Origin of the sequence: Aeromonas sp. PS2Canimalfood6, from assembly GCF_048276795.1 — a bacterium.
In the GTDB taxonomy this organism is placed as follows: Bacteria; Pseudomonadota; Gammaproteobacteria; order Enterobacterales; family Aeromonadaceae; genus Aeromonas; species Aeromonas caviae.
The window spans coordinates 62,117-75,968 of sequence record NZ_JBLUXC010000017.1 but is presented as its reverse complement, the minus strand read 5'-3'; the positions used below and the strand labels follow the sequence as shown (position 1 = coordinate 75,968).

The window sequence follows — 13,852 nt, the reverse complement described above, 5'->3', positions numbered from 1 at the left end:
GTGCTGGAAGGGGTGAACAACAAGATCAAAGTGATAAAGCGTATGGCATATGGATTTAGGGACTCAGAATACTTTTTTCTGAAAATCAAGGCGGCCTTCCCCGGAAAGCCGCGATGAACCACATTTAAAGCCCCATATTCTAATTAATCTGAAAGCAAGTTGATAGTCTGCATATTGTTATCTTGGATTCTGTAATCCACAAAATCAGCAAAGCCTTTTTTATTAACCTCAGTGTCAATTTTCAAACTTAGTTTTCCAGAGAAATTAGAAGGTTGTGGTTGGCTACGAATGACACGACTACTCACCAAATTATCTTCAAAACTAGGTGCTTTGAAAGTAGGCTGTTGGACTCGTAGTGCTTGACTCAATGCAAACTTTTCAGCTCCCCTGGCAGCCGCGCTGGGGTCTAAACCACTGTTCAACAATCGTCTCTCTTGTTCCACATATGCCTTACCATAAACATCAGCATCATATTTGTTTCTGTCAGAATCAGACACGCTTGTTGATTGTTTATTCTGAGTAAAATAATCTGGCAAAATACTGTTAATAAACTGAGCAAGTGATTTGATGGCCAATAGGAAATCTGAAATGCTTGTCTTTGCATCTTTAAAGTATGTGCGGATATCCTCGGCTGTTAAGTTAGACAGCCAATTGCTCAATGATTTAAAGGCACCGTCCCCTAACTCGCTGGCAATTTTGTATAGATTACCGAAGACTTGACCAATCTTGTCAGAATTGTTTTGTAAGGTATTCGCCCATGACAACACGATTTTATTAGCAAATTTCATTGCATCAGAGAAGCCGCTTGTATTGAATACACGATAGATCGCAAGCGACAAAGCATTACCTGTTCTTTCATCTTGTGCCATCGAGCTATTTTTATATAGCTGTGCTTTACTGGCATACATTGTTGTATTGGCTGTTAGATATTCATCCATCAACTTTTTCAGATTGTATTTTTTGCCACCAGTAATGTTTTCGGAGAAGTCGTTGATGCCTTTTTGCGTTTTAATCCATGTTTCAAAATCAGCTTTGAAGTTAGGAGCCCATTGCCTCATGGCTTCTTGATATGAATCAAGTGTGTTAGATGCGAGAGCCTGTGACCACTGAGTCATAAAGCCTTGGCTTGCCTGCTTATCCAGTCCGTAAGACGCAAGGGCATCTTGGTACTTCTGGAAACTTGAGATTGCTTTGTCTACATTGTCGCCTAATGGCTGCATCAAAGCGACAAACTCAACAAGTGCCAAACCCGTGTCAATAATGTTTCTGCCATTCTTGTCTGACATGTTTGCAATGATGTCTGAGATCTCTTCCGCTCTATTACCAAAGACATTCATCAAGCGAATAGTTAAAGCCTCATATTGTTGGCCTTCACCTTTAACCTTATTGAATTGATTATGTGTGATAGCAGAGCCTGCAACAACACCGGCGGCGCCGCTGGCGAGGCCCAAGCGTGTCACGCTGCTAACACCTTGCCTGACGCTCTTGATTGCTCCAAGGGCTTTAGAAGACTGATTATAACGGCTGGCTTGTTGGTTCAATGAGCGATACTGTTTGGTCAAGGCTCCGATTGTTGCTGCACGTTCTTTTGCGCTAAGGCTCCCTTTCAAAAACTCCCAATTTGTTTTCTGAAGTTGCTTGCGAAAATCAATATTGCTTTTAATCAGATCACCATGCCTGATTTGGTCTGCCTTGATAGTTGTCTTTCGGTTTCGATATGCCTTTAATTCTGTCCGTGTCTGTCGATCAGTCGCCTTAGCTTGCAAAGTAGAGGCCCTACGGCCTTGCTCCATTGCTTTACTGAATCCCTGGCTGCTCTTGTGCCACATTCCGGCAAGGCGCTTGATTTTATTCTGTGCATCTTTCCATGATTTATTATCAATTTTGAAAGAGACTTGGTTAACTAATTTTGAAATCACTTGGTCTGTCATTTATCCCTCTGTTATTTTTTATTTTTGTTGTATCTTTGTTCACGCTTGCTTTTAATCTTATCCTGAAGTTCTGAATCTAAGGGTTTATACGAACCCAAATAATATGAAACTCGCTCCAACCTGCCTTGCAAAACAAGCCGTTTAGCAAGAACACTAAAGGGGTGATCATTTGGTAATACTTTAAGTGTTAACAGACAAATTGTTTCACACGTTACAAAATTATGGATATGGCCTTTAACATTCTTAGAATAAGCATAGTAACCAATTATGATCGGTAGTTCTTTGTGGCAATAATATTCTATATTTTTATTTAAATGCCCGTTCTGTCTTTTCAGGTATGCTTGTTTACCTTTTTTAAAGCTGTCAGGTTTAGATACCTGCTCGGGTAAGTCGTGATTTTCATCATAGAAATCATAGAAATTGCTCATATTTTTCCTTATATTTATTTTATGCTGTTATTTATTAACCCCCTCTATAACTTCATATAATGCTCTATAATAAATTCTAAGCAATAGGCAATAGGGTTGCTTGGGTAATATCAAAGAAATGCAATATAGAGCGATACAGGAGGTTTTAAGGCTATATTTAAGGGGGATTAGAGACTGTGTTGGATTTTAGGATTCGATTATAATTTTCGTATTCTTGTAGACCCGAGAAAAACCAGAATGCAACATGTATTCTTGAAGAGAGCGGTAAGCACCACGCCTAAAACTCTCACGCTTCCAATAACCACCGACAAGAGAGTATTCTTTAAGAGCTTGATGGATTTCATATTCCATAGCTTTAGCTGCTTGTTGGCTTTGTGCCTCCCAAACATCCAATAGCTTGCAGGATAACTTTGAGTTTGATTCGAGTTGCTCGGCTCGCTGGTCAGGCTGACAGGAATAACCAATCTTGAGATATGGGGCTGATTCTAATGGGGACACTAAACAGCAGTACACATAACCTTTATTATTTTTATGGAATTCTTTAGTTTTAAATGACATTACACCTCTTATTTAAATACAAATCTGCGTAGTTCCACGCCCATTTCTTGCATGGAGTTCTGATCAAACATAACAGCAAGTGTCAACAAAAGCTTATCCATTTCTTTCTGTGCATCTTCCATTTCTGCAAGGAAGGCAAGCATTTCATGTTTCTCAGGCTGTTCTGCACTGCTGTTTGCAATAAGGGTTCCGAGAAAGTTTAGGTTTTCGGTAGTAATAGACATATTATTCATTTCCTTCTTTTAATTTATTGGCGATATGTTTGATCAGAAAATAACGGTTGATTAACTTTTTATCATTGTGATAGTATTCAAGGACTTCTTGATTGTCCATTTTGTTCCTCTTTTTTAGTTAGATAGTAGAATAGACAACTTCTTTTAAATTGTTTCTTCATTTGATTAATCCGGCGAGAATGAAACTTGGGTGATCTCCCCTGTCTCGGGATTCACAACACCACGGCAACCAATTGAGACACCTTGAATCTTGCCTGCTTTCTTCATTTCCCACAATTCAGGTGAATATCGAAGTTTCACAAGCCATGTGCCCTCTTTAACCTCTTGGCCTGTAGAGCTAACCATATCAATTTCGTTAATCCATGATTTAAGGATTTCAAATTTGTTTGTGTTGCTAATATGGTAGAGATTAGGGGAGATATTGTGCAGATTGTCGTTGAAGTCTTTGCAGGCGGCGGCAACTGTTGCCTTGCTCATCCATTGGCCGTGTGAATCTCGTTCCTGTTCACCTGGAACATAGACCACCTCAACACTAATTCTTTCTTCTTCGGTTTTTTGCTTTGTTGCTTTCAAAACTATTTGTTTAAAATTGTTAATCATTATTCCTCTTGTTAAAACGGTAAGTAATTATTGCAATAACTATCACGGCAATCCCAGTCGCCATTAGGTTGCTGGTAACACTGGCTGCACTTGCGGCCATACCCATTATCATAAGCATTATCTTTTGGCTTTACGGATTTTATAGTTTTTGGCTGGCTGTATTCTTCAAATCCAGAATCATGGGACACACCGCAATCATCAAGGAAGGGATCAGGAAAGTCATCTTGTTTTATTTCTTGTTTCACACCAACAATTTGAGTTTGCTCATCTCGATGTCCTTCTGCATTTTCATCATGTGAAGTTTTAGCATTATCAACCGCAATTTTATTTCGAGACTCATCTCTTACCTCAGTTTTTGATTTGGTAGTGTTCTGGTGCTGTTTGGCTTCCCGTTTTGCTTTTTCTTTTTCATCGTTGAATGTGGCATATTCAGCAACTCGCTCGGCGTTGTTGGCTTTCTGTTCCGCTCGCCATGCATCGTAATATGGATTAACAAAGCGGATATTCTTGAGGGACACATCAGCAATAATCTTAATCCTTCGATTATCGTTGGGCATCTTAATCTGTTTGAGCAATCCACAATCCTCAAGCAATTTCACCATAGCTTTAGATTTAGTATTGTAGCTACGACCAATAGCCATAAAGACAGTTTCCCATTCAGCAAACAAATCTTTTTGTTGGGATTGGAAGCTTCGGTATTGATCATATAAGAAGGTATAGAGAAGTTTAAAGTCGTTCTCAATCTCTGCCACAACTTCATCACCATCAACTTCATAAATCATCTGTGTTGCGGTCAGCATGTTGCCATTGTCGCCTTTATACACACCAGTAAACAGGCCTTTTTTATAGACGATCTCATTAGTTTTCTTGTTTGCCATATTTTTCCTCATAGTCTTTAAAGTCTTTGGATTCTGTAATTGTTTTTATAATATATGATTGGATGCTCATATTTCCTCGGCTCTCGTTAATCCAACGAAGAATCAGGCGCGGAAGATTAAGTTGCATGTTTTATTCCTCTTTGTATCGTGTTTTAAGTTGCTTGGCGGGCTTTAGCTCTTTCAATGCGAGCTCGACAGATAACCAAAAATCCGAGCGTTTTTTGGTTCGGGAAGTTAGTTTAAGTGTCTGAGCTCTTTGAATCGCGGTCTTCAAATCTTTATATTTTTCGATATATTCCTGTACGGCTTCATCGACTTTCCAATATGCCATAAATATCCTCGTGTAAAATTTAAACGCAAAAAGGCCAAGCCTGTCGATAAGGTGACAGGAGGCCAGTGATTAAAGTTTGGATATAAAGTGAGGGCTTAACTTAATATTTCACTTTATAATATATAGTTTATCATTATTTCCCAAATTATTCAATACTTTTTAAAAATAAATTTGACTTTTGTTTATTTGTGTGAAACGCCATGTAAATATATGCGACACAAACCAACACAACACGCTTAATATAACGCTCTATACGAGCTTCTGAGCCGTTATGGCGGCATGTGTATTCCCCAACACAACACAATTGAATACAGGGCCATACAGGCCGTATTAGCTACGCTTGAACACCAATAACATAGCTATCGCTTATCACACATATTTCATATTGAACACAACACACATAATTTATAATTTAAACTATTGTTTATATCACACAACAATATTCTATGTTTTTTATTTTATTTGTTTGTCCTATAAATCTTGATGAATAGACAACATGTGTTTTTATGTTGGTTATGAATTTAGATTTATCCTATAGGCACAGTGTCATTGTGTTTGGACACGAAGCATATAGGTATATTAGGTGCGACTATATAGCACCACAACAACAATAGAGGCGTAGCCTCATTAACACAATAGTATAGGGCGACCTCTGTCGCTATTGAATAACATAGAGTCTAATCGACTCATTAACACAATATAATATATAAGAAAATAGAATATAAAATAAAAATAATGTGTTTGTGTGTTAAGGCGACAGCCTATTATTATATAGTGTTCTTTCTTTAAATATTGTTCTTATATATTTATTGTTCTTACTTAATTCTTGTTCTTATATAGAAGGACGATTCCGTCCCAAACTAAATAATGTTTAGTACGATTTCGTCCCAAGGTTATAAAGTAAGGGACGATTCCGTCCCAAACTAAATGCGTGTATAGTACGATTTCGCACTAAACAATTGTTGTGTTGCTTTGGGTAACGCACACGGGTGCGTCACCTACTGTACTGTTTGTGTTGGAAGATAGGCGACCATTGAGATCGCCAAACACCCTAACACTATCTATTAAATTTCAACTATAACATAAGATGGGAGTTGACCTGGGTTTTCATCCCTTGTTAACTTGTATTTCTTTCCTTGACTTATAGCAAGATTTCCAATTGCATCATTAATTCTTGTTTCTATTGGAATTAAAAAATCACTGTCTGTACGGCATTGTATAAAACATGCATCCACTACAAAATGAAAATTATCATTTTGAAAAACAGCAAAGCGCCCCTCATTAATAATATTCAAACTGTTTGTTTTATATTTTGACTCTAAGTGAGACTGAATATCTGACAATACAACGTTAGTATCTTCGTACATCTATTACCTCTTGTGTTGTGTTCCCTATCTCACATGAAATAAGGAGCCCCGAAGGACACCAGCAGAATATTAAAGAGATAATCGTTTGTCAAAGTCCGGGGGAAATATATTTTTTACCTATAGAAACAGGGAGTTACCAGAATTAATTTTTAATATTTAAAATAATTAGTCTCTATCTGTGTTGATGTACTTTGCACACTGCTTTTTAGGTTTGTGTGTTCTGGTGATGATCTGCCCCCGTGCATTCTCATACGTACAGACAGTTTGATTGTTGATAACCTCCTGTTTTATAAGCCGATATTGTGAATATGCAGAGGCAAAGGCTACAGAACAGAATGTGAGAGATAACAACAACATCAAAGATGCCGAGCCCTTCATGGGCTCAATAAACAATAGGAGTAATTTTGTGTTCATAGTGCGATCTCCAAAGCTTCTTTGAGTTTGTCTAATGGAACATCACCACCATAGCGATCATAACTGATAGCTTTGTTTGTGTGGCCCAAGATCGCCGCCGCATACTGCAAGGGAATGCCCGCAGCTTTTAGCTTGCTTGCTACTGTATGCCGCAGGCTGTGGAAGTCTTTGTTAACTGGACGGTTACGGCTAAACCACTGCCCAAACAGATGGCTATAGCAGTTGTTCCGATATGGCAGCTCCTTGAACAACCTACCCCCTTTCCTACTTGCTACAAAGTCCAGGAATCCAGCCCCCAACAATTTGCTATGGATTGGGACAAGCCGTTGGCTTGCCTCTGTCTTGAGGCTCTGATCTTCACGTGTAGCTCTGATGTTGAAGCACCAGACACCATTAACTTGCTCTATATCATCACTGTAGAGCTGGCAGGCTTCATTAGAACGCAATCCGTGATATCTCCCTATCATGGCAATGAACATGCGCCACGGCTCTTGCTCCTTGGCCCATGAATCGAACAGTTTCAACTCTGGATCTGTGTAGCCGGATCTGACGTTGACCTCTTTGACCCGCTTGAGCTTCAGGCCCTTGAATATGTCCGTTGTTTGCTCAGTGTGATCTGATAGCCAACTAAACAACAAACTCAGTTTTTGAATGTACTTATTGATTGTGGTCGGCGACTTCCCAGAACCCAACAGCCAAGTTTTGAACGCTACAGCATCGGCCTTTGTGTACTCAGACAGACCCTTATCACCAACGTGTTCAATAAAAGTGTTGATGTAGTTTTGTTGGTTCTTGGTCTCTTTAGGAGCCCATGACAATTGCTTTTCAGCAATGTATGACTCGACGTGACCGGAAAGCTTTTCTTCTTGGTCTGGTGATGTGTTTTCGGAAGGTACAGCGGGGGATTCGACCCCAGAGGGGCATACAGCTTCGCTGCTGGTGCTTGTAGGGATGTGTCCATGAGCTACAGGCGTAGCGATATCGGGTGCAACAGAACGAGCCTCATGGCTCACAGTGCTGTTGTGCTCACTGGTATCAAGGCCAGTATCAAAATGAATTTGAAGTGCCAAGAGCTGGGCTTGTGCCTTGTCTCTTGTTTTGAGGGATTTACGGAAGGTCTGACGACGACCATTGCACATGGTCACTCGTTGGTAGTAGTAAATTCCGTTTCTATTCAGTAAGTACATGGCACCTCCTATGAGGATTGTGTGCCAGTTTGTGTGACAGTGATACACAAACAGCTTGCCTTCAACAAGCTAAGTTACTGATCTTAAACGGGAATGGCAGAAACAGGTGGTGGCCCTACCAGCCACATCCCGGCACTCGAGTCCCCCGCCTTGGCTGCTACCTTCCGGTCCTGACCAGGTCGACGGGTTATCAATGCGAGAGGACCAATAGGACCACCGGCGAGGAGAATAGGCAAACTGGCCCCTCAATGCAATGGCTTTCTACCGCATCACGAGCCGTTCGCCTTATTTTTCAACAATCTGGCCAAGGGTTCAGCTAAAGAGCATGAATTTGGCACCCACCAGCAACATGAGCAGGGCAAAGGCCTGCTTGAGCCGCCGGGGTGACATTCGGTGTGCCAGTCTGGCGCCCAGACGGGCAAACTGGGTGCTGGTGAGCACGATGCCAAGCAGGGCTGGCAGATAGATGAATCCGACGCTCCACTCGGGCAGATCGGCGTCTCCCCAACCGGCATAGAGGTAGCTGAGGCTGCCTGCCAGGGCGATGGGCATGCTGCAGGCGGCGGAGGCGGCCACGGCGTTGCGCATGGGCACCGAATTCCAGGTGAGGTAAGGCACGGTCAGCGAGCCGCCACCGATGCCGAACAAGGCCGACATCCAGCCGATGACGGTGCCCGCGATCCCGGTACCAAGGGGGCCCGGCATGTGTCGCTCCGCTTTTGGCCTCAAATTGAGCCCCATCTGCAGGGCCATGGTCCAGGCGAAGCAGCCGATGATGATGTTGAGGGTGCTGGCGCTGAGCAGGTTGGCGGTCATGCCGCCGAGCCAGGCACCGACCAGCATGCCGGCGCCCAGGCGCCGAATCATTCCCCAGTCCACCGCCCCGGCCTCCTGGTGTGCACGCAGGGAGCTGAAACCGGTGAAGATCATGGTGGGCAGCGAGGTGCCGAGGGCCAGATGGGTGATGATCTCCGGCGCCACGCCCTGTGCGTGAAAACTCAGGACCAGCACGGGGACGATGATGAGGCCGCCGCCGATACCGAACAGCCCGGCCAGCATGCCCGCGAAGGCGCCCAACACCAGATAGCCCACAAACAGCATAAACATTCCTTCAATAACGAAACAGCGGTCAACTTGACCGCCATTATCCATAAAAAAGAGATGGCATCTTGCCATCTCTTTATTGTGCCGATTAATGCAGGGGAATGGTACCGTCCATCACCTTGTAGAACGCCAGCACGGCGCAACCGAGCAGGGCTGCCGTCATCCCCTGCTCCAGCCGGTTGAGGCTGCGCAGGCCGTGGTGCTGACGCGCCTTCCAGTAGATGAAGATCCCCGGGCTGTAGAGCAGCGCCACCAGCAAGAGGTACTCCACCCCGGCGGCATAGACCAGCCAGCAGCCATAGACGGTGGCCACCAGGGCCAGCAGCAGGTCGCGCTTGCGCTGATGGGGCTGGCCCGCGTAGGTCTCCCCTTTCAACGCCAGCTTGAGGCCGTAAGCACCAGAGAAGACATAGGGCACCAGGGCCGCCGAGGTGGCGATGTTCACCAACGCCAGATAGGTGCTGTTCTGGAAGTAGATGATGATGAGGAAGATCTGCACCAGGCAGGTGGAGCACCAGAGCGACACCTTGGGGGAGCCGTTCTTGTTCTCCTTGGCGAACCAGGCCGGGAAGACCCCGGTCTTGCCCGCGATGTAGGGCACTTCCGCCGCCAGCACGGTCCAGCTCAGCAGGGCCCCCATCACCGAGATCACCAGGCCGATGTTGATGAGCCAGGCGCCCCAGGGGCCGACCACGGCTTCCAGGATCATGGCGGTGGAGGGGTTCTTGAGGGCCGCCAGTTGCGGCTGGTTCATGACCCCCAGGGAGAACAGGGTCACCATGACGTAGAGCGCCAGGGCGCCGAGCAGCGCCAGCACGGTGGCGCGGCCCACGTCCTTGCGATGGCGGGCACGGGCGGAGACCACCACGGCCCCCTCGATGCCGATGAAGACCCAGAGGGTCACCTTCATGGTGGACTTCACCTGATCCATCACGGAGCCGAGCTCGGGACTCCCCTGCCCCCAGAGATCCAGGGTGAAGGTCTCCATGTTGAAAGCGAGCAGGATGGCTACGCAGAAGACGATGAGGGGCACCATCTTGGCGATGGTGGTGACGATGTTCACCAGCGCCGCCACCTGGATGCCGCGCAGCACCAGGGCATGCACCGACCAGATGAGCAGGGAAGCGAGCGTGATGGCGACCGGAGTGTTGCCGTCACCGAAGATGACATTGTCCGGCGTGTCGAAGAAGTAGCTCAGCGCACTGAACACCACGATGGCGTAGGAGACGTTGGCCAGCAGCTGGCACAGCCAGTAACCCCAGGCGGCGTTGAAGCCGACGAAATCCCCGAACCCGGCCTTGGCGTAGCTGAAGATGCCGCCATCGAGATCCGGTCTACGCATGGAGAGATTCTGGTAGACCAGGGCGAGGCAGATCATGCCGATCCCCGTGATGGCCCATCCCAGGGCGACGGCCCCGGCACTGGCGTGCGCTGCGATGTTTTGCGGCAGACTGAAAACCCCGGCACCGACCATGGAGCCGATCACCAGCGAAATGAGGGCACCCAGCCCCAGTTTCTTGTCCATCTCAAACCTGTTTTATTAGGCGGCGGCTGAGCATCCGTATTCATACAGCGCGCGACATGGGAGGGGCTAGAAATCCGTACCCCGTGAAAAAGGCGGCAACTATATTGCATGACTATTCCGGCCGCAATCCCTCTTGCCGTCAATCATGAGCCGCCTTGACCGCGCGCAATTTTACAGCACTGACCCGGGGTGCCTGTGAGCTGGTTCAAATTAAGAAAGACCCGTTGATATTTCACGACTTTTCATGATGCCGCCCCGCTTTTCAAAAGCCGGACCTGCATGGCTATGCACCCTTGCACTGGGGCCTTCCCCCTGCAAAAACGCCCCTGCAGGAGGGGCGTCAGAGAGGGTATATACAGGGGGGGCTAGAGCCTCAAGCCGCCGTCCAGCTCGATCATCCGCCCCGACAGATAGTCGTTGGCAAGGATGAACTGCACCGTCTGGGCCAGCTGCGCCGCCTGCCCCAGGGTGCCCACCGGGATGGCCTGCTGCATGCGGGCCATGGCTTCGGGTTTCATCGCCGCCGTCATGTCGGTGGCAAAGACGCCGGGGGCGATGCCCATCACCCGGATGCCGTGACGGGCCAGCTCCTTCCCCCAGGTGACCACCAGAGAGGCCACTCCCGCCTTGCTGGCGGCATAGTTGCTCTGGCCCATGTTGCCAGCCCGGGCGATGGAGGAGATGTTGATGATGACGCCCCCCTCCCCGCCGATGGCCATCAGCGCCGCCCCCTCGCGCCCGCACAGGAAAGTGCCGGTGAGATTGACGTCGATGACGCTCTGCCACTGGGCCAGGCTCATCTTCTCCGTCAGTGCCCCCTCCTTCACCTTGATCAGCATGCCGTCGCGCAGGATGCCGGCACAGTTGACGAGGCCGTGCAAGGCCCCGAACTGATCCTTGATGGCGGCGAAGGTCGCCTCGACCTCCGGCTCGCTTGCCACGTTGCAGACGAACAGGGCGCAGCGGCCGTCACGGCTGCGCACCTCCGCCTCGGTCACCTCCAGATCGGTGCGGTTGACGTCGATGAGGGCCAGCACGGCCCCCTGCTCCGCCAGACTCAGGGCGATGGCGCGGCCTAGCCCCCTGCCCGCCCCCGTGATGGCGATGACTTTCCGTGTGATATCCATAAATGCTCCTGGTGAGATGGCCGGTGACTGTCGAGTCAAAGACTATCGGGTAAATAGGTAGATAACGGCCCTTAACCCGGCGCAGTTTTATCCCGATAGAGCTCGAGGATACTGGAGAAATCCTTGTTCTCCTGGCCCTGGCTCCCGTGCAGGTTGAAGAGGTTGCGGGCCAGGGCCCCCATGGGCACGGCGCTGTGGGCATGTTCCGCCAACGCCATGGCGAGCCCCAAATCTTTGACCATCAGCCGGGTCATGAAGCCCCCCTGATAGCCACGCGACGCCGGCACGTTCTCCATCACCCCGGGCCAGGGGTTGTAGCGCTCCAGGCTCCAGTTGTTGCCCGAACTCTTGCCCATGATGGTGGAGAGCACGGCGGGATCCAGCCCCTCCTTGACCCCGAGCGCCAGCGCCTCGGCGGTGCCCGCCATGTGGATGGCGAGCAGCATGTTGTTGCACATCTTGGCGATCTGGCCGGCGCCAAGGGCCCCGGCGTGAAACAGGTTCTGCCCCATGCAGGCGAGCACGGGTCTGGCCGCTTCAAAATCCGCTTGTTCGCCGCCGACGATGAAGGTGAGGGTGCCCGCCGCCGCACCGGCCACGCCTCCCGAGACGGGTGCATCGAGAAAACGGATGCCGCGCGCCTTCGCCGCCGCCCCCACCTGACGGGCCGAGGCCACGTCTATGGTGGAGCAGTCGATGACCAGGGCGCCGGGCGACAGGGCCGTCAGCAGATCCTGGCCGCCCCGCTCACCGGCACTCTCCCCCAGCCAGAGGCTGCGCACGTGCTCGCCCGCTGGCAGCATGCTGATGACCAGCTCGCAGCCGCTCACCGCTTCCCGGGCATTGCCGGTGGCGAGGCAGCCGGCCTCGATGGCGCGGGTCAGGCTCTCGGGCACCAGATCAAACACCTGCACCCTGTGCCCCGCCCTGGCCAGGTTGGCGGCCATGGGGCCCCCCATGTTGCCAAGCCCGATAAACCCAATCCTTGTCATGGTGTGCTCCTTGTGTGTGATCGCATGTCAGCGGGGGCGCAAGGGGTTGTCACCCTCGGGCCAGCGATAGAAGGCATCCAGCCAGGCCTCCCCTGCCTGCGGGGCCTGCCAGCGAGGGGACTTGTCCTTGTCGATGAGCAGGGCCCGCACCCCTTCCACGAAGTCCCCTCTGAGCACGCAGTTGACCGAGAGGGTCAGCTCGTCGGCAAACACCTCGGCCAGGGACTGGCGCCGTGCCTGCCAGAACTGGCGCCAGAGAATGGCGCGGCTGATGGGGCTGCCGCGAAGGCAGGTCTCCCGCCCCTGAGCCAGCCCCGGTTCGTCCAGCTCGGCGTCCTCGAGGCGTGCCAGCACCCTTTGCTGGGAGCGGCCGGCCAACAGCGCATCGATGCGTTCCTGGTGGGGCAGCAGTACGGGAGGCGGCAATGCCTGACCAGGGGCCTCCTGCAAATCGGTGAGCAGCGCCTCGATCTGCTCGCCGGGGTCGCCTGCGGACCAGTCGAGGGCGACGAGGCGCGCCGGCAGCTCCGCCCGCTCGCGGCTCCCCATGGCATGATCCGCGAGCCCCAGGCCGATGGCATCCGCCCCGTTGAAGCGGGCACCGGTGAGGCCAAGCCAGAGCCCGAGCCGCCCCGGCATCCGGCTCAAAAACCAGCTGGCCCCCACGTCCGGATAGAGGCCGATGGTCACCTCCGGCATGGCGAACAGGCTCTTTTCGGTCACCACCCGAAAACCGGCCCCGGCAAAGAGACCGATGCCGCCCCCCATGCAGATGCCGTCCGCCACGCAGACAAGGGGCTTGCCGTAGCAGTGGATGTGGTGATCGAGCCGGTACTCCTGCAGGAAGAAGTCGCGGGCATAGCCAAACAGTGCCGACTCGTTCCCCTCCTGCTTGCGGTAATAAAAGGAGCGGATGTCGCCACCGGCGCAGAATGCCTTCTCGCCGGCCCCTTGCAACAACACGCAGACGATGGCCGGATCCTGCTCCCAGCGGGTCAACGCCCCCTGCAACAACTGGATCATCTCAAGGCTCAGGGCATTGAGGGAGGCGGGGCTGTCCAGAGTCAGCATGCCGATGTGGCGGCCATCCGCCGTGGGGCGGGTCTCGATGCGCACGGGCTCACTCATGGGCAGCCCCCGCAGACCGGGTATCTGCCCCTGCGACATGGCGGGTCGC

Annotated in this window: 14 protein-coding genes and 1 other RNA gene; 1 reads left to right on the top strand and 14 read right to left on the bottom strand. The window is 50.0% G+C overall.

Annotated elements, in window-relative coordinates; genetic code table 11:
- The coding region (locus ACNPAA_RS09660) for a transposase (protein WP_146054411.1) at positions 1-117 on the top strand (117 nt) is incomplete at its 5' end.
- A gap of 26 nt (positions 118-143) precedes the next feature.
- Here ACNPAA_RS09660 and ACNPAA_RS09655 read toward each other — a convergent pair.
- The 14 genes from ACNPAA_RS09655 to ACNPAA_RS09590 form a co-directional block, all read right to left on the bottom strand.
- Positions 144-1,931 carry a hypothetical protein gene (locus tag ACNPAA_RS09655; protein ID WP_417891720.1) on the bottom strand — a complete coding sequence of 596 codons (1,788 nt, stop codon included), beginning with the start codon at positions 1,929-1,931 and terminating at the stop codon, positions 144-146.
- 11 nt (positions 1,932-1,942) lie between these two features.
- Complete coding sequence (locus ACNPAA_RS09650) at positions 1,943-2,359, bottom strand: hypothetical protein (RefSeq protein ID WP_417891719.1); 417 nt, start codon at positions 2,357-2,359, stop codon at positions 1,943-1,945.
- Between the two features lie 186 nt (positions 2,360-2,545).
- The gene (locus tag ACNPAA_RS09645) at positions 2,546-2,917 is read right to left on the bottom strand and encodes a GIY-YIG nuclease family protein (RefSeq protein WP_104455869.1); all 372 of its coding nucleotides are present in this window, start codon (positions 2,915-2,917) and stop codon (positions 2,546-2,548) included.
- Between the two features lie 8 nt (positions 2,918-2,925).
- Positions 2,926-3,141: a hypothetical protein gene (locus ACNPAA_RS09640; RefSeq protein WP_417891718.1), complete on the bottom strand. Its 216-nt coding sequence runs from the start codon at positions 3,139-3,141 to the stop codon at positions 2,926-2,928.
- Positions 3,142-3,315: 174 nt separating this feature from the next.
- Positions 3,316-3,750: an XkdF-like putative serine protease domain-containing protein gene (locus ACNPAA_RS09635; RefSeq protein WP_417891717.1), complete on the bottom strand. Its 435-nt coding sequence runs from the start codon at positions 3,748-3,750 to the stop codon at positions 3,316-3,318.
- An 11-nt stretch (positions 3,751-3,761) separates the two neighbouring features.
- Positions 3,762-4,628, bottom strand: a complete 867-nt coding sequence (locus tag ACNPAA_RS09630; RefSeq protein ID WP_417891716.1) for a DUF6945 domain-containing protein — start codon at positions 4,626-4,628, stop codon at positions 3,762-3,764.
- Between the two features lie 1,395 nt (positions 4,629-6,023).
- Positions 6,024-6,326 (bottom strand): hypothetical protein, encoded by a 303-nt coding sequence (locus tag ACNPAA_RS09625; protein WP_223955351.1) that lies wholly within the window; start codon positions 6,324-6,326, stop codon positions 6,024-6,026.
- Positions 6,327-6,736: 410 nt separating this feature from the next.
- The gene (locus tag ACNPAA_RS09620; RefSeq protein ID WP_417891715.1) at positions 6,737-7,927 is read right to left on the bottom strand and encodes a tyrosine-type recombinase/integrase; all 1,191 of its coding nucleotides are present in this window, start codon (positions 7,925-7,927) and stop codon (positions 6,737-6,739) included.
- A gap of 113 nt (positions 7,928-8,040) precedes the next feature.
- An RNA gene (gene ffs, locus ACNPAA_RS09615) (signal recognition particle sRNA small type) lies at positions 8,041-8,137 on the bottom strand.
- Between the two features lie 102 nt (positions 8,138-8,239).
- Positions 8,240-9,028, bottom strand: a complete 789-nt coding sequence (locus ACNPAA_RS09610; protein ID WP_042014760.1) for a sulfite exporter TauE/SafE family protein — start codon at positions 9,026-9,028, stop codon at positions 8,240-8,242.
- A 91-nt stretch (positions 9,029-9,119) separates the two neighbouring features.
- Entirely contained in the window at positions 9,120-10,556 is a 1,437-nt protein-coding gene (gene arcD / locus ACNPAA_RS09605; protein ID WP_010674600.1) for an arginine-ornithine antiporter, read from the bottom strand.
- A 365-nt stretch (positions 10,557-10,921) separates the two neighbouring features.
- Entirely contained in the window at positions 10,922-11,683 is a 762-nt protein-coding gene (locus ACNPAA_RS09600) for an SDR family oxidoreductase (protein ID WP_113725435.1), read from the bottom strand.
- Between the two features lie 71 nt (positions 11,684-11,754).
- The gene (gene mmsB, locus ACNPAA_RS09595; protein ID WP_201871953.1) at positions 11,755-12,675 is read right to left on the bottom strand and encodes a 3-hydroxyisobutyrate dehydrogenase; all 921 of its coding nucleotides are present in this window, start codon (positions 12,673-12,675) and stop codon (positions 11,755-11,757) included.
- Between the two features lie 27 nt (positions 12,676-12,702).
- Complete coding sequence (locus tag ACNPAA_RS09590; protein WP_201871954.1) at positions 12,703-13,803, bottom strand: enoyl-CoA hydratase/isomerase family protein; 1,101 nt, start codon at positions 13,801-13,803, stop codon at positions 12,703-12,705.
- Positions 13,804-13,852 lie beyond the last annotated feature (49 nt).

What these genes read in the sequence shown, in the direction of transcription:
- ACNPAA_RS09630 (WP_417891716.1), bottom strand. Translation starts at nt 4,628, where the DNA reads ATGGCAAACAAGAAAACTAATGAGATCGTCTATAAAAAAGGCCTGTTT.
- ACNPAA_RS09640 (WP_417891718.1), bottom strand. Translation starts at nt 3,141, where the DNA reads ATGTCTATTACTACCGAAAACCTAAACTTTCTCGGAACCCTTATTGCA.
- ACNPAA_RS09600 (WP_113725435.1), bottom strand. Translation starts at nt 11,683, where the DNA reads ATGGATATCACACGGAAAGTCATCGCCATCACGGGGGCGGGCAGGGGG.
- ACNPAA_RS09635 (WP_417891717.1), bottom strand. Translation starts at nt 3,750, where the DNA reads ATGATTAACAATTTTAAACAAATAGTTTTGAAAGCAACAAAGCAAAAA.
- ACNPAA_RS09645 (WP_104455869.1), bottom strand. Translation starts at nt 2,917, where the DNA reads ATGTCATTTAAAACTAAAGAATTCCATAAAAATAATAAAGGTTATGTG.
- ACNPAA_RS09625 (WP_223955351.1), bottom strand. Translation starts at nt 6,326, where the DNA reads ATGTACGAAGATACTAACGTTGTATTGTCAGATATTCAGTCTCACTTA.
- ACNPAA_RS09590 (WP_201871954.1), bottom strand. Translation starts at nt 13,803, where the DNA reads ATGAGTGAGCCCGTGCGCATCGAGACCCGCCCCACGGCGGATGGCCGC.
- mmsB (WP_201871953.1), bottom strand. Translation starts at nt 12,675, where the DNA reads ATGACAAGGATTGGGTTTATCGGGCTTGGCAACATGGGGGGCCCCATG.
- arcD (WP_010674600.1), bottom strand. Translation starts at nt 10,556, where the DNA reads ATGGACAAGAAACTGGGGCTGGGTGCCCTCATTTCGCTGGTGATCGGC.
- ACNPAA_RS09650 (WP_417891719.1), bottom strand. Translation starts at nt 2,359, where the DNA reads ATGAGCAATTTCTATGATTTCTATGATGAAAATCACGACTTACCCGAG.
- ACNPAA_RS09610 (WP_042014760.1), bottom strand. Translation starts at nt 9,028, where the DNA reads ATGCTGTTTGTGGGCTATCTGGTGTTGGGCGCCTTCGCGGGCATGCTG.
- ACNPAA_RS09620 (WP_417891715.1), bottom strand. Translation starts at nt 7,927, where the DNA reads ATGTACTTACTGAATAGAAACGGAATTTACTACTACCAACGAGTGACC.
- ACNPAA_RS09655 (WP_417891720.1), bottom strand. Translation starts at nt 1,931, where the DNA reads ATGACAGACCAAGTGATTTCAAAATTAGTTAACCAAGTCTCTTTCAAA.